This is a genomic window from Shewanella sp. Iso12 (genome assembly GCF_012030025.1).
GTDB classification, from domain to species: Bacteria; Pseudomonadota; Gammaproteobacteria; order Enterobacterales; family Shewanellaceae; genus Shewanella; species Shewanella algae.
On record NZ_JAAUHW010000002.1, the window covers coordinates 261,177 to 279,821 of the forward strand.

General features: G+C 55.0%; 13 protein-coding genes. 5 read left to right on the forward strand and 8 right to left on the reverse strand.

What is annotated here, in order from left to right; genetic code table 11:
* Positions 1 to 79: 79 nt before the first annotated feature.
* Positions 80 to 1,642, forward strand: coding sequence for a S8 family serine peptidase (locus tag HCX89_RS05135; protein WP_167715293.1), 1,563 nt, complete (start codon positions 80 to 82; stop codon positions 1,640 to 1,642).
* 82 nt (positions 1,643 to 1,724) lie between these two features.
* On the opposite strand, the gene HCX89_RS05140 is transcribed toward HCX89_RS05135, so the two are convergent.
* From HCX89_RS05140 to HCX89_RS05150, 3 genes are read right to left on the reverse strand one after another with little or no spacing between them, the layout of a single operon-like run.
* Entirely contained in the window at positions 1,725 to 2,048 is a 324-nt protein-coding gene (locus tag HCX89_RS05140) for a DUF3325 domain-containing protein (RefSeq protein WP_167715295.1), read from the reverse strand.
* Positions 2,045 to 3,652, reverse strand: a complete 1,608-nt coding sequence (locus tag HCX89_RS05145) for a PepSY domain-containing protein (protein ID WP_167715297.1) — start codon at positions 3,650 to 3,652, stop codon at positions 2,045 to 2,047. The genes HCX89_RS05140 and HCX89_RS05145 overlap by 4 nt, the downstream gene beginning before the upstream one ends.
* A 1-nt stretch (position 3,653) precedes the next feature.
* Complete coding sequence (locus tag HCX89_RS05150) at positions 3,654 to 3,956, reverse strand: hypothetical protein (protein ID WP_025010929.1); 303 nt, start codon at positions 3,954 to 3,956, stop codon at positions 3,654 to 3,656.
* A 350-nt stretch (positions 3,957 to 4,306) separates the two neighbouring features.
* Here HCX89_RS05150 and raiA point away from each other — a divergent pair, with 350 nt between their 5' ends.
* Positions 4,307 to 4,663 (forward strand): ribosome-associated translation inhibitor RaiA, encoded by a 357-nt coding sequence (gene raiA / locus HCX89_RS05155; protein ID WP_025010928.1) that lies wholly within the window; start codon positions 4,307 to 4,309, stop codon positions 4,661 to 4,663.
* A 74-nt stretch (positions 4,664 to 4,737) separates the two neighbouring features.
* Here raiA and HCX89_RS05160 read toward each other — a convergent pair whose 3' ends face one another.
* The gene (locus HCX89_RS05160; protein ID WP_025010927.1) at positions 4,738 to 5,460 is read right to left on the reverse strand and encodes a YebC/PmpR family DNA-binding transcriptional regulator; all 723 of its coding nucleotides are present in this window, start codon (positions 5,458 to 5,460) and stop codon (positions 4,738 to 4,740) included.
* 263 nt (positions 5,461 to 5,723) lie between these two features.
* Between HCX89_RS05160 and HCX89_RS05165 the strand changes: the two genes are divergently transcribed.
* A complete protein-coding gene (locus tag HCX89_RS05165) occupies positions 5,724 to 7,298 on the forward strand; it encodes a methyl-accepting chemotaxis protein (RefSeq protein ID WP_254428353.1) in 1,575 nt (524 codons plus the stop codon).
* A gap of 43 nt (positions 7,299 to 7,341) precedes the next feature.
* Here HCX89_RS05165 and HCX89_RS05170 read toward each other — a convergent pair whose 3' ends face one another.
* On the reverse strand, positions 7,342 to 7,923 hold the full coding sequence (locus tag HCX89_RS05170) for a TetR/AcrR family transcriptional regulator (protein ID WP_167715299.1): 582 nt from the start codon (positions 7,921 to 7,923) through the stop codon (positions 7,342 to 7,344).
* Between the two features lie 183 nt (positions 7,924 to 8,106).
* Between HCX89_RS05170 and HCX89_RS05175 the strand changes: the two genes are divergently transcribed.
* Entirely contained in the window at positions 8,107 to 9,150 is a 1,044-nt protein-coding gene (locus HCX89_RS05175; protein WP_167715302.1) for an alkene reductase, read from the forward strand.
* Here the strand turns inward: HCX89_RS05175 and HCX89_RS05180 are convergent.
* Positions 9,068 to 10,006 carry an ABC transporter substrate-binding protein gene (locus HCX89_RS05180; protein WP_052658093.1) on the reverse strand — a complete coding sequence of 313 codons (939 nt, stop codon included), beginning with the start codon at positions 10,004 to 10,006 and terminating at the stop codon, positions 9,068 to 9,070. The genes HCX89_RS05175 and HCX89_RS05180 overlap by 83 nt on opposite strands.
* 189 nt (positions 10,007 to 10,195) lie before the next feature.
* Here HCX89_RS05180 and HCX89_RS05185 point away from each other — a divergent pair, with 189 nt between their 5' ends.
* Positions 10,196 to 15,145 carry a S8 family serine peptidase gene (locus tag HCX89_RS05185; protein ID WP_167715304.1) on the forward strand — a complete coding sequence of 1,650 codons (4,950 nt, stop codon included), beginning with the start codon at positions 10,196 to 10,198 and terminating at the stop codon, positions 15,143 to 15,145.
* A 300-nt stretch (positions 15,146 to 15,445) separates the two neighbouring features.
* Here HCX89_RS05185 and HCX89_RS05190 read toward each other — a convergent pair whose 3' ends face one another.
* Together HCX89_RS05190 and HCX89_RS05195 are read right to left on the reverse strand one after the other, a co-directional pair.
* A complete protein-coding gene (locus tag HCX89_RS05190) occupies positions 15,446 to 16,639 on the reverse strand; it encodes a porin (RefSeq protein ID WP_045282632.1) in 1,194 nt (397 codons plus the stop codon).
* A gap of 64 nt (positions 16,640 to 16,703) precedes the next feature.
* Positions 16,704 to 18,572: a methyl-accepting chemotaxis protein gene (locus HCX89_RS05195; protein ID WP_044734824.1), complete on the reverse strand. Its 1,869-nt coding sequence runs from the start codon at positions 18,570 to 18,572 to the stop codon at positions 16,704 to 16,706.
* Positions 18,573 to 18,645 lie beyond the last annotated feature (73 nt).

Below are 18,645 nucleotides of genomic sequence, written 5' to 3' on the forward strand. Positions count from 1 at the left end.
CAATGTTTCAAATGTTAATAAAAATGATATTTCGAGATGGATCGAAATACTGATCAAAGACAAATTGCAGGAGAACATTATGCAGGCATTTTACAAGCCCCTCGCGGCAGCGGTTACCCTGGCGCTGTGCGTTGGTGCACAGGCTGCAGATAACGAACGTTACATCGTTAAGTTCAAGGAGGGGAAAGGCCCCAGCACTATGGCGCAGATGAAGGCCATGGGCGCCAAAATGGAACTGGATCTGTCGGTCCACAACGCCGCCGCCTTTTCCATCCCGGCTCAGGCTCTCAAGGGCCTGGCCAACAATCCCAACGTGGAATATGTCGAAGCGGATGTGAAACGTTTCCCGCTTTCACAGGTAGTGCCTTACGGTATTCCCATGGTACAGGCCGACCAACTCAGTGACGCCCAGACCGGTAATATGAAGGTCTGTATCATAGACTCAGGTTACCAGTTGGCCCATGAAGATCTGTCGGGCAACAATGTCGATGGCACCAATGACCCCGGTACCGGCAACTGGTACACAGATGAAAACCATCATGGTACCCATGTGGCCGGGACGATTGCCGCACTCAACAATGGGGTTGGTGTGGTTGGCGTAAACCCCAACGGCAATCTTAACTTGCACATTATCAAGGTGTTTAATGCCGATGGCTGGGGTTATTCATCCAGCCTGGTTGCCGCACTGGACAAGTGTGAGCAGGCGGGCGCCAAGGTAATCAACATGAGTCTGGGTGGCAGCTTGAAGAGCCGCACCGAGGACAGCGCCTTTGCTGCTGCCGACAGCCGCGGCATTCTGAGTATTGCCGCCGCCGGTAACGACGGTAATACCCGTCACTCTTATCCGGCATCTTATAACTCTGTGGTGTCGGTTGCCGCAGTGGATGCCAACAAGCAGCATGCGGATTTCTCACAACGTACCAGTCAGGTTGAACTCTCCGGCCCGGGTGTCGGCGTGCTTTCCTCCGTGCCTATGGGCACTGCGTTGGTGGCTGCGGCCTCAGTGGCCGGCAATGGTTACGAAGCCATAGGTATGGAAGGCTCACCTACAGGTAGTGCCGCCGGTACTCTGGCGGACTGCGGCACAGGTGAGAGCCAGTGTGATGCCGCCGGTAAGGTGTGTTTAATTCAACGCGGTAATATCGCCTTCTCCGACAAGGTGCTCGCCTGCGAAAATGGCGGTGGTGTTGCGGCCATTATCTACAACAATGAGCCGGGGGCCTTAAACGGGACTCTGGGTGAGGTGGTTACCGCCATTCCGTCTGTTGGGGTGAGTGATACTGATGGTGCGGCCATGTTGGCGGCAGTTGGCAGCAATGCCAGCGTTGATATCGGCGCGGGTAACTATGCTTACTTCGACGGTACTTCGATGGCGACACCTCATGTGGCAGGGGTTGCGGCCTTGGTGTGGAGTCATTTCCCTCAGTGCAGCAACAGTGACATTCGTGCGGCATTGCGTGCCACAGCCGAAGATCTCGGCGCTGCCGGCCGTGATGATGAGACGGGTTACGGTCTGGTGCAGGCCAAGGATGCAGTGGATTACCTGACCGCCAACGGTTGCTCGGGCGGTGGTACCGGCGGTGGCGGTGACACAGGTGGTTGTAAGGGCAAAGGCTGTAAGAGTCCTAAAAATCCTCGCTGATTGTTGGCTTTATTTTGAGATACGCACTAAAAAGCGCTGCTGTTGCAGCGCTTTTTCATGGCAGAGTTTGAGCCAAAATTGGTTAGATAAACCAACCCACAACAAAAACAACCGGCGCCAACATAAGCGCTTTAGGCATACTGCGACCGAGATAGCTGAGCTGCAAAACCACAGGCAGGGCAGCCAGCGTCATCAGGCCGAAAAACAGTATGCTGCCATAACCCCAGCCATACCCCATGCCACAAAGCACAAAGCTTGCCAGCAGGGCCAACCAACCGCCCGCATACAGCAGGCGGCTTTCCAGAGTTTTGGGAGCGCGCCCCATGGCCTCACGGAAATGACCAAACATGGATATGGCCAGCAGGCCAAAGGCGAGATAAGTCAACGCAATAAGTGCAATCATCATCCGCGCACCGCCTGAAGTTTTTGGGCCCTGGCCGTTTGTTTCATTGGCTGCCTCCCCAAACGCTTGAAGGCAAATAAGCCAAGGGCAGCGAAGGCCAGCGCCAGCAGATCAAATCCCGCCAATTGCCACTGACCGGCCGCGAGGTTGCTCAGCAGGTTGGCTGGCGAGGTCAGGGCGTTCAGCAGCGGCAAGAACGCCAGTGCGGCTGCCAGCACCGCCAGTTGAGCGCGCCACATGGCTCTGTCTCTGCGCCAGATAGCCAGCAGGCCACTGATCACCAGCAGAATAAAGAAGCTGTGAACCTCCCATTGACTGCGGCCAGGCAAAGAGGCCGGCAGCAGGCGATTGGCATAGAAAAAGGCCACTGTACCCAGGGGCAGACCGAGGATAAACATCAGGTTCAGCGTTTCCACCAGGCGCAGACCCAGGCTGGGCTTGGCGCCCTGACCGATGGCTTTTTGTTGTTTCTGGCGAATCTTTACCGCCCACATCAAGGTGCCGCTGGCTATCATCACGCAGCCGCTCAGCCCCAGAAGGAAGAAGAGCCCCCGCAGTGCGGGGCCGGAGAAACGGGCTGTGTGCAAGGACATCATGGCGTCGTGAGTCGCCTTGGCGGCGCTGATGTCACTGTCCGCGCTGTAGAGAAGCTCGCCATCAGTACCGCTGAACACCATAAACAGCTCCCGCTCTGTGACTTGTTCGCCTGTGTTGAAAGTGACCATGACCCGGCTGTTGACATCATCCGGGTTGATCACTGATACCGACTTGAGCGGCAGTTCGGCAAAGGTTTGCTGCACCTTGGGCAGGAAGCTTGCCAGTGGCAATTGAGGCGCGGCTTCATTGGCGGCAGCTATGCGGGTAAAGCTGCTGCCGGGACGGGCTTCATTGATAAATTCCCGGCGGTCACTGTCATAGTTGACCAATATGCCCCAAGGCATATAGATGATCATCAGGGTGATAAGCCCGGTATAAGTGATCATCAGATGAAACGGCAGCGCCAGTACCGAACTGACATTATGGGCATCGAGCCAGGAACGGCTACCCTTGCCGGGACGGAAGCTGAAGAAGTCCTTGAAGATGCGCTTATGGATCACTATTCCTGAGATGATCGCCAGCAACATAAACATGGTGCAGAAACCGACAATCCAGCGTGCCGTGATGGCAGAGATATAGTGCAGATCGAAATGCAGGCGGTAAAAGAAGTTACCGCCGCGGCTCTCCCGCACTTCAGTCACATAGCCGCTATTATCGGCCTTGACTAGATGTTCACTGAAGGCGCCGCGGCGCTGCCCCGGCTCCGGCGGCTGTTGCCAGCCATAACTCAACATGGGGTGGCGCTCTGTGGGGAATTCAATCAGCCAGCGCTGGGCGTTGACCGCATTCTGCCTGAGATAATCCTCACCCTGACTCAATTGCTCAGCAAGGCGGGTGTTATCGTAGGATTGGAACACCTCCTTGTGTAGCTCGGGCTGATTCCACAGGCTGATTTCATGGCGATAGTAGCTCAGGGTTCCGGCAAAAAACACCAGTAGCAGCACCCAACATACCAGCAGGCCCACCCAGGTGTGGAGCCAGGTCATGGTTCGGAAAAAACTGTCTTTCATCTCAAACCCCCAGCAGTTTCAGCATGCCAAACAAGGCGGCTGCCAGCAGCAGGAGTTCTTGCCAGGCCCGCAAACTGCGTTTGACGCAAAATACCCTGATAACCACCATGGCGTAGATCAGAAAAGACAGCATCATGGCACTCACTGTACTGTCGATACGGCTCATAGGCAGGCTCACAGCCAACAGGGCACAGGCCAAAGACGCGATAAGATAACCGCCAACAATAGATGCCAGCGCCCGGCTGATAATGGTCAGGGCTTGGGGATAGCGCCTGGGAAACTGTAACAGAGATAGAGATTTCATGATTGCTGCGGATAGTCATTGACCACCAAGGGAAACAGATGTGCTGATTCTAGCTTAATAATAATTAATGATAAACATTACCATTCGTGTTTTACCTGTAAATAACGCCTGTATCGAACCGGCAGCTGACTTGATACAGAAGGGGCTGGAAATACTGAACTGAATTAAAACAGGCCAATAACCGGCGATAAAAACAGCACTAAACAGGGAACAAGATGAACTCTGGATTAATTTTGACCATACAAGAGCAGAATGAGGCACTGATCGAGCTTTATTTGAACATTGGCCCTTGTGTTTTACGCTGAAAGCCCCAAGCTCTATAAGTGAATCAGCAGAAAAAAGGAAAACCTATGAAAATTCAGCTTTCAGGTCATCATGTTGAAGTCACAGCAGCAGTACGTAGCCATATCGAAGAGAAGTTTTCCAAAATCGCCAAGCATTTCCCCAGCCTGTTAGGCTTGGACATCATCATTGCCAAAGAGCATGGCGTACATCAGGTTGATATTCGAACCAATTACGAGGGGGTGGCAGTCGCGGCCTCCGGCAAGAACGAAGTCATGTATCCGGCCATCGCCGAAGCAGGCAAAAAACTGGAAGCGGCGCTCAAGCACAGAAAGGGGCAACTCAAGGCCGATCTTCATGAAAAACCCGAGGTGACCACCCCGGAAATTGCCCACGAGATTATCCAGGAAATGGAACTGCGTTAATTCAAGTGCATTAACATTTACGTAGAAATAAAAAGGGACCATCTGGTCCCTTTTTATGTTTCAAAGCCTTGGTCTTATTCGATGATCTCGGCGTTGTGATAGACATTTTGCACGTCATCACAGTCTTCCAGTGCGGCAATAAACTTGTCGAACTGGGCGACATCTTCACCGGACACTTCCACCATGTTCTGTGGTACGAAAGTGATCTCTTCCATCTCAAAGTTGACCTCGGGGAAGGCTTCCAGCAATGCCGTCTTGGCCTTGTAGAATTCGGTGTTGGGGGCGTAGACACTGATCATGCCGTCTTCCAACTCGACATCGGCAACATCGACATCTGCCATCATCAGGGCCTCGAGCACCACTTCATCATCTTCACCGGGGAAGACAAATACCGCCTGGTGATCGAACATATGGGCCACAGTGCCTGGGCCACCCAGCTTGGCATCATTCTTCACAAAGGCCTGACGAACCTCGGTGAAGGTGCGCTTGCCGTTGTCGGTCAGACAGTCGACAATCACCATGCAGTTACCCGGGCCGAAACCCTCATAGCGGGCAGTATCATAGTCTTCACCGCCACCACCTTTGGCCTTGTCGATAGCCCGGTCAATAACGTGTGCCGGTACCTGATCTTTCTTGGCGCGTTCAATCAGGCGCCGCAGTGCCAGGTTACCGTCGGGATCGACACCGCCACCCTTGGCACACACGTAGATCTCTTTACCGTAACGGGAGTAGACCTTGGTTTTCTGTGCGGCCGTCTTGGCCATGGATTCCTTGCGGTTTTGATATGCTCTGCCCATCTTTGCAATGTCTCATCAATGCGTTGAAAAAGAGTGGCAGATTCTAGCAGCTTTCCCGCACTAAATGCACCTGTCCGCCCGCTGGGCTGCCGGCAGTGTGAAGCCACGCCTGATCATGCTTACCGTCTCCCGCCGAAGAAGCTCATTACCTCACTATAGACTTATGTCCAATTCGGCAGAGCGCCGTGCTTTGGGTTATGCTGAAAAACTCAAGGATCCCTTGTTTGGCACAAACCAACAATAAGGATAGGAAGGGAGGCTGCATGTCTGAGGAAAACCGTATTTTGCCTATGCTGGCAGGGTTGCTGCTCGGCGCGCTGGCGCTGGGTTGCGCTCTGCTGGCTTTAAGTGCCGACAATCTATTGCTTTCACTGCTTGGATGGAGTCTTGCGCTTATTGGCCCTGTATTGGCGCTGCGCTGGGCTTCCCGCCCTGTGGCCCAAGGCGCCAAGCAGACATCCGGTGAGGGCGCAGGTGATGAAAAGGCGGCGCAGCAACTGGGCCGGGATGCAAGCCGTATCGCTATCGGCGCTGCCGAAGTGTCTCACTTTGTTGACCAACTCAAGTTCACTCTGGACTCCAGCGGTCAGCAAGCCGGGCAAATTGCCGTGGCGGCCAGTCAACTGAGCCATACCACCGTGGCTTTGAGCGAACATGCCGAAGTGGTGCTCAATCAGGCACAGGCATCCCGCAGTGTCAGCATGGAAGGGCGCCAGTATGCCGCCAGTGGTTTTCGTGCGGTTGAAGCCTTGAGTCAGGATGTCGACAAGGCCGCCTCCGGCGTGGGACAACTCAAGGCGCAGGCCGATGCCATAGGCAAAATCACCGAAGTGATTGACAGTGTTGCCGCTCAGACCAATCTGTTGGCGCTCAATGCCGCCATTGAAGCCGCCAGGGCCGGAGAGGCGGGTAGAGGCTTTGCCGTGGTGGCCGATGAAGTGCGCAGTCTGGCGGCCAAGACCGCAGAGGCTACCCAAAACATTGCCGCCATGTTGACCCAGATTAGAGAGCTGACCGATGGCACCTCACAGCTAATGAATCAGGTGGTTAGCCAAACGGCCGGCGCCGTGGATGCCATGAATTCACTGGAGCAGAGGTTTGACAGTATCGCTTCGGGTGTCGAGGACTCGGCGCAGGCGTTGGAGCAGATTGAGGCCGCGTTGCGTGAATATCGCGGCACTACGGCGGATATTTCCAATGCCATTACCCATATCAGCGAGTCGCTGACAGATACAGGTCGTCGCAGTGAGCAGATCTCCCGTCAGGCCTTCGGGCTGTCGCAGACCACAGAGGGAATGTTCCGGGCGCTTTCGCATTGGGATACCGGCAGTTTCGATCAGCTTATTCTCAAAGAAGCGCAGCAGGCCGCCAAGGCTTGCGGCCAGGCGCTGGAGCAAGGGTTGGCGGAAGGCAAGTTTACTGAGCAGCAGTTGTTTTCGCCGCAATATCGGCCGATAGCGGCGACAGAGCCACCCAAATACAACACCGCCTTTGACGGTTTTACCGACAAGCACTTTCCGGCCTTGCAGGAACCGATACTGGAGCGTCACCGGGAGGTGATTTACGCCGGTGCGGTCGATAAGAAGGGCTACTTTCCGACTCACAATCAGCGTTTTTGCCAGCCGTTGACCGGTGATAGGGAGCGGGATATGCTGCAAAACCGCACCAAGAGATTGTTCAACGACCCAACTGGGATCCGCTGCGGCCAGCACACAGAGCCGGTGCTGCTGCAGACCTATAAGCGTGACACGGGTGAGGTGATGCACGATCTCTCTGTGCCCATCTATGTTAAGGGCAAACACTGGGGTGGCTTTCGGATAGGCTTCAAGGCCCAGTGATGCTGTGCGTAGGCGCCTTGGGCGCTCCAGGCTTGCGGCTGGCTCAGAGACTCAGATGCTCATACAGCTCTGTGGCCAGGGCACTGAGTTCATCGGCGCTCGGGTGAGTATGGGCATAAGTGCGCAGGCCATAAATACCCATCATCAGAAACCGGGTCAGTTGCGCCGGATCTTTATCGGCGGCCAGTTCACCTTGCACCTGGGCCTGCTGCAGTATCTGCTGCAACGCCGTTTGCCATTGCTGTAGATGTTGGCTCACTCTCTGTTGTACAGCCAGATCTTGCTCACCCACTTCGCTCAAGGCCTTGACCAAAAGGCAGGCCTGGCTGGCATCACAGCTGAGGCACTCGCCGACTATGTTGTCCAGATAACGCCGCAGGCATTCGAGCCGTGAACCCTCGGCCGGGAAAAAGCCCTGCAGCTGCTGCTCGCGATCGGCATGGTACTGATCAATCGCCGCCAGAAACAGTCCGTGCTTATTGTCGAAGGCACAATAGATAGACCCCGGATGCAAGCCGGTTGCCCGGGTCAGATCCTGCATACTCGTCTTGCTGTAACCCTTGGCCATAAAGGCATTCATGGCGCTGCGCAGCACTTTCTCGCGATCGAATTCGGCGTTTCTCATAAGATGATTTCCCACTGTGATGCGCCGAGTTTACTGCAATTTGAATATTTGTTCAAAAAAGGCTTGAATGATCATTCAACAATCTTTATCTTGAACGAACATTCAAATAGGGGCTCAGCTCCTCAGGCTCTGAATAAGGCGAATGCCAGTGACTGAGCCGTTAACTCGCCAAGGGCAGGAACCATGTACCAGAACTTGTTTGAACAGTATCGTCTCAATGACAGCATCACACTCAATAACCGCTTTATGATGGCGCCGCTCACCCGTTGTATGGCCGATGCCGATTTGGTGCCGACAGATGCCATGTTGGCTTACTACGCCCGCCGAGCCGAGGCTGGGCTGATCATCAGTGAAGCCACCATCATTCGCCCGGATGGGCAGGGCTATCCCAACACTCCTGGGCTCTTCACCCAGGCTCAGATTGCCGGTTGGCGCCGGGTGACAGATGCCGTGCATGAAAAGGGCGGTAAGATTTTTGCCCAGCTGTGGCACACAGGCAGGGTCGCGCATCCGCACTTCTTTAATGGTGAACATGTGTTGGCACCATCTGCCGTGGGCGTTGAAGGTACAGTGCCGAGAATGCGCGAGCTGAGTTACCAAACCCCAAAGGCGGCCAGCAAGGCCGAGATTGCCGAACTGGTGCGTGATTACGCCAAGGCGGCAGAAAACGCCATTGAGGCCGGTTTCGATGGCGTTGAGATCCACGGTGCCAACGGTTATCTCATTGATCAGTTCCTGCATTACGACAGCAACCGACGTGAAGATGAGTACGGCCAAACGCCTGAAAACATGAGCCGCTTTGCCCTGGAAGTAGTGGATGCCACCATAGCCGCCATAGGTGCAGATCGCACGGCGCTACGTTTGTCACCCGGGGCATACTTTAATATGAGTGTCGATCCCCGTGATCGTCAGGTGTTCGATTATCTGCTCGCCGAGCTTGGCTCACGCCGATTGGCCTATCTGCACGAGGGCATGTTTGACGACAACATGCGCTTTGACTTCCTCGATGGCCGGGTATCGGACTACATGCGCCGTCACTACCAGGGAAATCTGGTGGGTGTGGGTGGTTACAGCCCGGAAACGGCTGCCGAGGCGATTGCTGCCGGGCGTTTTGACCTGGTCGCCATAGGCCGCCCCTTTATTGCTAACCCTGACTATATCGCCAAGGTTCGCAGCGGCGAGAGCCTGCAGGATTACTCGGATGAGATGCTGGCCACTCTCGACTGAAACAGGGTATCCCGGCCAGAGTGCCCTTAACCCGCTTAGCCATGGCGCCATCGAGATGCAGTATTGGCGGCGCCTGGCGTCCTTGTAGAATTGCCCCATATTTGGCGAGTATTTTGGCATACTCGCCGTTTTTTTTGATTGTCTCCAGCCCTTGATTGAACTCGGCTATCAACTTAGCGCCATGGGGATGAAGGCGACTGGTGCTCAGGTGCAGGTTGCGGATATCCAGTGGCGGACCGGTAAAGTCGAAGCTATCTTCCTGTTGCAGACGCCAGAATGTATCTGTGGCGACAATCTCATCCTCCAGAGTCAAATCCAGACGACCCACTGCCAACATCTTCAGATTGGACTCCAGACTGTTGTTGGGCACGCGAATAAAATCGCTCGCGGCGCGAAAACCGGTTTGATAGCTGTATCCGCGTACCACGCCGATTCTTTTCCCCTTGAGGCTGTCGAGATCTGTGTATTCAAAGGGATCGCCACGGCGCTTGATGAAACGCTGGCGATTTTGCAGATAGGGCTCGGAAAACAGCAGCACTTGCTCTCGCTCCGGCGTATGCCAGGTGGCCAGCAGCAGATCGGTTTTGGCCTCCTTTACCGACCTCAGTGCCCGGGCCCAGGGCTTTAACTCCACCTGCAAGCGATAACAATGAACCGCCAGGGCGCTCTGAACTATTTCCAGTGCCAAACCGGCTTTGCCATCGGCCTCAATAAAAGGGGGCCAGGGATCATTGGTCAGTGTCAGATGCAGCGGTACTGCCGGTTCAGAAGTCGAAGGGGATGCTGGATTACAGTTGGCGCAAGCCAGCCATGGCTGTAGCAGAAACAGCAGAGCAAATACCCAAGTCAGTTTCATATTTGACCCTTCATATCAGAGGCTTGGAACCCAAAAGTGCTGAAAGAAAGCTGCAGGTGTCGTCAGCATCCCATAAATCCGCATGTAATTGCAACGTTACCAAATGCTACGAAATTGTTTGTTTTTGTTTGTTATATCTGGAGGGCAGATTTTCTGCGTAATTGAAAGCAAGAGTCTTAAAGAGGACCTATGACTATAACAAATAATCAACTTGGAACGCGGTTCCGGCAGACGGCGTTGGCCAGTCTGACCGCGCTCTATTTCGGGGGCATGATGAGCGCCACCGCCCAGGTTCAGATGCAACCCGTGGGCAAAGGCAATTTCTATCAGCCGAGTTTTACCAAAGAACAGGTGTTGGCGGCAGACAAGGCTCGTAAGGCGAGCCTTGAAGGCGACATCTATGCCGGTCAGCCGGGTGTGCTCAACCAGGTATTGCGCCAGCGGACGCCGGAACAGATATTTCAGCCGGATCCATCTGTCAGCGGCGTTCAGAGCTATATAGTGCAGCTTAACGAAGAACCTCTGGCAACCTACGACGGCAGTATTTCCGGGCTGGCGGCCACCAAGGCACCGAAAAATCGCTCGCTGATCGCTAAAGGTCGGGTCAGTGTCAATACGACTGATGCCAGGGCTTACAGCCGTTTCCTGGAAAAGCGTCAGGACAGTTTCGTAAATCGCGCCCGTCAGGCCGGTGCCAATCTGCAGTTGAAACAGCGCTTCACCATTGCCAGCAATGCCATGGTGGTGGAGATGACTCAGGAAGATGCCAAAATTCTTGCCCGTCAGAGCGGCGTCAAACGGATAACCCCCAACCGCATTTTCCAACTGCGTACCGACAGAGGGCCTGAGTTTATCGGTGCTGACCGAATCTGGCTTGGCCAGGACCCGAGTACAGGCCTGGCCGCCAAGGGCGAGGGCATGTTAGTCGGGATCATAGATACCGGGGTTAACACAGATCATCCGGCCTTTGCCGAGGATCAAGACTATGTGCGTTTGAACCCGCTCGGCAGCAACAAGTTTACCGGTGATTGTGTCGCCAGCCCTGAGTTGTGTAACAACAAACTGGTGGGGGTACATTCCTACCCCGAGATTACAGATGTTTACGGGGCGCCGGAATTTCAGGCCAACCCCTGGGGCACACCTGTCATGTTGCGCCCGGCCAATGGTGAGGACTATAACGGCCATGGCTCCCACACTGCCAGCACAGTAGCAGGTAACCATCTGGACAATACGCCTTTGCAGGCTGCAACCGGTGATGCCACCAGTGATGGGGTCAATGTGCCCTTTAACTTCCCGGCTACCAGCGGTGTCGCGCCGCGGGCGCATATCATCTCTTACCAGGTGTGTTGGCCCGGCAACGGTGGTGATCCCTATGCCGGTTGTCCCGAGTCGGCGATTTTGGCGGCCTTTGAAGATGCCATTGCCGACGGAGTCGATGCGATAAACTTCTCCATCGGTGGTGCCGAATCTTTGCCCTGGGCCGACCCTATGGAACTGGCGTTTCTGGCCGCCCGTGAGGCGGGAATTTCTGTGGCTGTCGCCGCCGGTAATGCCGGTGCTTATTGGAGTGCGGATCACAGCTCTCCCTGGGTGACGACAGTTGGCGCCACCACCCACGACAGGGTGCTGGAAGCCGGTAACAAGCATATCGACAATTTCGGCGGTAACGAACGCTATCGCCCGTCCGAGCCTATTGTGGGCAAGAGCTTCTCCGGCGGCATTACCGGCGAAGTGGTGCTGGCTGAAAACTATGCCGACCCTGACCCCAGCGATGATTTCAACGCCGCCTCCTGTAACGTACCTTTCCCCGCCGGAACCTTCCGCGATGACCAGATAGTCATCTGTGAGCGCGGTGACATTCCCAGAGTGGATAAGGCCAAGAATGTGGCGGCCGGCGGCGCCGGTGGTTTTATTCTGCAAAACGTGGACTATCAGGTCGACAATCTGGTGGCCGACAGCTTTGTGATCCCTGGGATCCAGGTCAAGCAGAGCGACCGATACAAGCTGAAAAACTGGGTTAGATACAGTGATCCCGGCACGGCCATAGCGACTATCTCGGACTTCAGCAACGAGTATCTGTTTGATGATGCCCTGGCCAATAACCTGGCGCCTTTCAGCTCAATGGGCCCGAGCCGCACCAACAACACCCTGGTGCCGGATCTCACTGCTCCCGGGGTACAGATTTACGCTGCCAACGCCGATGATCAACCCTTTACCGGCGCGCCGGATGCCTCCGACTGGACCTTTATGAGCGGCACCTCAATGGCGGCGCCTCATGTGACAGGTGCCATGACGCTGCTGATGCAGCTGCATCCCGAGTGGACCCCGGCCGAAGTGCAGTCGGCGCTGATGATGACTGCCGGGCCTGTGTATCTCAACACAGGTTATGAGTTGCTGGAGCCTTTCTATCACTTTATGGCCGGCGCCGGCGCCATTAATGTTGCCCGTGCGGCCGATACCGGCCTGGTGATGGATGAGACCATAGAAAATTACCGCAATGCCAATCCGGAGAACGGCGGGATAGTCAATTGGCTCAACTTGCCTTCCATGGTGGAAATGGCCTGTGAGCAAAGCTGCAGCTGGATGCGCACAGTTACTGCCACCCGTGACGGCAGTTGGAGTGCCGAGGCTTTGGGTAAGGAGCAGGGCTTTGAGCTCAGTGTTTCTCCCGAGAACTTTACCCTGGCCAAAGGCGAAAGTCAGACTCTGGTGATCAAGGCCAAAGTGCCGCCGTTGATTGAGTCCAACGTCAATCCGGGTGAGCCGGGAGCGCCTTGGCAGCAGGTACAAAACAAGGACGCATTCTTCAACGGTGAGCTCAGACTCACTGAAGCGTCAGGCACTTCCCCTGAGTTGCATATGCCGGTAGTCGTGGCCAGTAAGGCTGATCAGATGCCGGTATCCATGGACCTGGAGATCAGCCGGGCTCAGGGCAGTGAAACCCTGAAGATGAATACCTCGGCCTATGCTCAACTGACGCCTCGTTTCTACGGCCCGGTGCAGCCTGAGCTAAAAACTGCCACTCTGGAAGCCGTGGCGCCATTCCTTGATCTGGAATACATAGAGAAGGGCTGGGATATTCAAACCGTCACGGTTCCCGAAGGCGCCAAGCGTTTGGTGGTGGAAGTGCAGAGCGCCAAGCGCACCAGCACGCTTGAGGAGATGAACCCCCGTTATTCAGGGGTGTTCCCCTTTGTGATCCTGGGGCGGGATGCCAACGGCAATAACGGCTTTATCCCTTCGCAAGAGGAGATGGAGCAGGATGACAGGGCGCTCAAGGCAGAATACGATGCCGAGCTGGTGTGTTTCTCTTCCAGCCAAGCCGAGCACAACCTCTGTAGTCTGGAAAACCCGGCCCCCGGTACCTATTGGTTTGCCACCGCCATGGCCTATGGCAAGGGGGAAGTGGAAGCTGTGACCGGCCATGCGGTGATCATGGCCGATGACGATTTCGGTATGTTGAGCCTGGATGGTCCGGCGTCGCATGATGGCAATGGTGACTATCAGTTGACCCTCAACTGGAATATTCCCGATGCCAAGCAAGGGGATGTCTTCTATGGCGGTATGGATCTCGGTGCCGGCCCCGGCGCTGAAGGTTCTTTCGGTTTCAGTGCCCTCAATATCCGCCGCGGCGAGGATGCCGTAAGCTGGTCAGTCAGTCAGGACAAGGCGCTGAGCGAAGATGTGGTGGATGTTACCGTTAAACTGGCGGCCAACCTGGAATCCCGCGATCGTAACTATGAGTTGCAGCTCAAGTTACCCGAAGGCATGCGTTTGGCACCGGCGACCATCAAGAGCAATAATCCTGCGGTTGCCGAAGCGATTGTTGCCGATGAAAGCGGCCTGACGCTGACAGGCCAGCAGCCCAGCACTCGATTGGTGGAGCGGCAATACAAGGTCAGTACCAACCTCAACGATGCCATGTGTCGCACGCCTATGATTGATGAGTACTCCACCGGTGGCTACATAGATCTCTTCGGCGAGTTTGGCATGCAGCCCAACGCCGACTGGTTGGCCGGCGACTCTCAAGCCAGTGTCGATGTGCCTATCGATTGGCTGTTCTATAAAGAGGGCGCCGAGTTCAAGGTATACAACCAGGCCAATGCCGGTTATATGCGGATGCATACTGTGGGCGCGTTGCAGTTTAACACTGCCTACTGGTATATGGGCGCGCACCGCGGCCCTGGTTTCCTCTACGAGGCGCTGGCCCCCTTCTGGCGTGGCAGTTTTGAGATGAAGTACCGCCGCCATTGGGAAGAGCCTTGGGGCTTGACCATAGCCACTCAGTACAAGGAAGAGCGTCCGGATTTGGGGGACTTGTTGTTCCTCGAGTTTGATAATGTTACCGACCGCCAGACAGGCCAGGAGTTTGACTTCCAGACCATACTGCGCAGCGGTATCGACGATCATCCCGGCATGTACGAGATCATCTATGCCTACCAGAACCTGGGGGCCGATGTGGCCGACGGGGCTGTGTTTGTCGAAGGCTTTGACAGTACCTGGTCCAGCGGCGCGGGGCCGAAGAATGGCTATCTTTATGAGATGCTGGGCTTCGATAACCTGGATACCTTGCTTAAGGACGATCTGGTGATCTGCTTTGATTACACAGGGCCTGAGCAGAGCCGGGTCGAGCTGAGCTTCAAGGCGGCGATTCAACCCGGCGCTACCGGGAAGGCGCTTGCCATGACGCTTAATTACGATCTCGAAGGCGGCGAGCCGGGCACTTTGAGCCATCAGATTGCGGTTAAAGGCAATATCCAGCTGGCGCCACTCAGTGACATGAGTGTTGCCGAAAATGGCCGCATAGACGGTATTGCCGTGACCTATATCGATGCCGATAAAGTGCCGAATCTATTGGAGGTCAGTGGTGAGCACATCAGCGCCGAGATTAACGGCGACAGCTTCAACTTGATCCCGGAGGCAGATTTCCACGGTGAAACTCTGGTCACGGTAACTGTGCGTGATAGCCTCAACAGTGGCGATGCCGCCAGCACCAGCTTTATGCTGAAGGTGGAGTCCGATGGGGTTGACCCTGTGAGCCCTCCAGAGCCGCCGCTGGAGGAGTCAGACTCGGGTGGTTCGCTCGGCTGGAGTCTGCTGGCGCTATTGTCTCTTGGCTTGTTACGGCGCAAGCGCTGAGGCTGAACTAAACAAAAGCCAAAGCTAGATCCAAAGCCAAACCTGAGTCCGGGTTCTCACTTGGGCCAGCTGCCAAAAACTGCTGACTAAGCAGATAAAAATCCCCGCAGGTTGCATCAGCGGGGATTTTTATTGCCAGGGTTCATTGAAAGCGGTTATTTACCGGGCTAATCATCACGATTGATACAGATTGACTTCAACAGGCCCCGGCATGGCTTCAGTCAGAAGCCTTGAACACCAATTGTTGTGCAAGACACTCTCTACAAAAGAGAAGGCCACGAGGACTTATTGGCACCTTCCCTAAGGAAGACGCCAATTGAGATCGAAGTCATAGCGGATACCGGCAGCCACTATCGACTCATCCTCTCGGTTGTCATAGTTTTGCGCCAGATATTCAAGGTGCAAACGTACATTATTCAGCGGCTGCCATTCCAGTGTCAGGTTGTAACCGTCATAGTCCAGACTGCTGAAATCTTCTATGCCATCTTTGAACCAGAAGTAACCCAACTTGAGTTTGTAGTCCTTGCCAAGCGGCAGTGCCAGCGCGCCATCAAAGGTATCGCCATCTCGATTGTTAGCACTGACAAAGTCATACTCCTTGCGTTGGTAACTGGCGGCGGCATAGATGCCGTTGTGCCAGGTATAGGCTGCCACCGCGCCCCACACCTGCTCATCACCCTGCTTGATATCGCCGGCATATTTATCCTGGGCCAGCCAGGTCAGCCCCAGATGCAGCTGCTGCCAATCGAATCCCGCCCCCAGATTGATGATATCGGCGCCGCTATTGTATTCGCTGTCATCAAATACTGCCGAAGCCATCAGGGTGAAAAGCTCAATGTTAACTTGATATATTAAAGCGTTGTCGACAAAGAAGGGGCTTTCCTGATTGTAGCCAAAGGGGCTGTTGGCATTGTTGAAAATGTCAGTGTATTCCGCCACCAGGGTATATTGCACCGGGCGTTGCCGCCCCAGAGTCAGCTTGCCGTATGGCGAGTCGACTCCGGCAAACGCCAGTCGCGCCTCACCGAAGCGGCCATTATCATCGATACGGATTTTCCATTCCCCTTGCGCCAGAGCGCGCCAGCCGGGAAGAAATTCAGTTTCTGCCTTGACTCCAATTCGCGACAGTGCATCGCCTATGTCCCACTGATCTTTGCCGCGATCCCTGTATTCCAGTGTTGGGCGCAGCGAGCCGTAAAGAGTGAATTGGCTGGCGCCAAGGGAGGAGGTCATAGAAGGAGACTTATCCTGCATCGTTTGACTGGCGGCAGGCTCAGGCTTGCTGGCTTGCTGCGACGATGCTGAGGTTTGGCTTGTGTCATGGGCCATCATTGGCGAGTGAGTGCCGGATTGTTGCAGCTGGGCTTGCAGTAGCTGCTCCAGTTCCATGACTCTTTGTTCCAATGCCTTGATGCGTTGCTCTTGGCTGCTGTCTTCGGCATTCGCCAGCAGCGGCAGCAGACAGGCGCTCAATATCAGGAGTTTGCCTTTCATATCGACTCTCCGGTAGCTGTGGATACGGTGCGCCCGGGCTTGTTACCTGGGCGCACTGGCGGTTTCAGACAATAAACTTGTTGAGTATGGCGTCCTGCTGCCGTACCTGTTCGGTTTGGGTATGCATGGCTGAGTTGGCCTGTGTCGCCGAATCCGATACCTGCACCGACAGATCCTTGATCCTGACCGTGTTGTTATTGATCTCTTCAGCCACCAGGCTCTGCTCTTCGGCGGCCGAGGCGATTTGCAGATTCATATCGGTGATCTGCTGAATGGCATCGCGGATACGGTTCAGCGCCTCATTGGCACCTTCTGCCTTGGTAACGGCTTCCTGGGTGGTGTCCTTACTCTGATTCATCACGTCGGCCACGGCGCGGGATCCGGCCTGCAACTGCTCTATCATGGCGCGAATTTCTGTGGTGGATTCCTGGGTGCGCTGTGCCAGAGTGCGCACTTCATCAGCCACCACGGCAAAACCTCGGCCCGAATCACCGGCTCTGGCGGCCTCAATGGCGGCGTTGAGTGCAAGCAGATTGGTTTGATCGGCAATATCATTGATAACACTCAGAATCGTCGCGATATTGCTGGTGGCGGTTTCCAGCTCTTTGACCTCTTGCACTGCCATATCAATCCGCTCTGACAGGGCATTGATTGCATCTGTAGTGGCGCTGACCACCTGAGTGCCTACACTGGTGGCGCTATCGGCGTCTTTGGCTGCGGTAGCGGCGCCCTGGGCATTACGGGCAACATCCGACGAGGTGGTGGCCATTTCGTGCATGGCGGTGGCCAACTGTTCCAGCTCATGCAACTGGGATTTCATGGCGTCTGTGGATTGCTGCAGCTCGGCCGAGGTCATTTCAGAACTCTGCAATATCTGCTGCCCTATGGCCTTGGACTGGGTGATGAGCTGTTGCAGACTGGCGGTAAAGCTGTTGAAGCCAGATGCCAGTGCCGAGAATTCGGCGTCAGTGTCCGTATCCAGTCTCTGGGTCAGATCCCCTTCGCCCGAGGCGACATCTTGAATCGCCTTGTTAAGGGTTTCCAGAGGCCGCATCAGGGTCTTGATCAGCATCAGCAGCAGTGTGATGCTGACTATGACGGCGATAATGGCGTACAGGACAGAGCTGTTGCGCAGTTCGCTGACGGCGGCATAGGCGATATCTTCATCCAGCAGGGCGCCGACATACCAGTTCTCACCACTGACCTTGGCAAAATCCAGGGTATAAGGTTTACCGTCCAGCATTACCTGCTGCGGATCTTCACTTAACGACACCTTGGGCAGAAAGTTGCTCATGGGTTTGCCGTTCAGCTCTGACTTGGGGTGGGCTATGGTGGTGCCATCGCCCGAGACGATAAACACATAGCCGGCATTGAAGAGTTTGACTTGATTGACCAACTCCGCCAAGCCGACCAGGCTGACATCATAAAAAATGGCGCCGATAAAACGGCCGCTGTCTTTGACCGGAGTGGCGATGGAAACCAGGATTTCCCCTGACGCCGAGTCGGCATAAGGCGCTGTGATAATCAAAGCGTCGGCTTGTTTGGCGTCCTTGTACCAGGGGCGCACCCTGGGGTCCCAACCGGCTCCGGGATCCCAGGCGGGATTGTTGTTGATGTTCGAGCCATCGCTTTCATAACCGAAACCGACCAGAAGGAAGCTGTTTTTTATTACTGGACGGGTGATCACATCGCGGATATGTGCGGGCGAAAGATCGGTTTCCAACATACTGGTTGAATAAGCGGCCAGTTTCTTGCGCGAGTCCAGCTCAGAAGAAACCGTGTTTTTGAGTCCATCCATGATTTCGGTCACGCTGGCTCCTACCTGAGCCTGCATCTGTTCCTGTACCGCAAAGTATTGCTTGGTGGAAAGCAGTGCAACTGTTACCAAAAGCAATGCAGAGGAGGCGGCGACAATCTTATGGCTGAACTTCATTGTTTATCCTCTGATAATGTTGACGTATCCCATAAATATATAGACATAAATCTACCCAGCGGCCATTGCGACC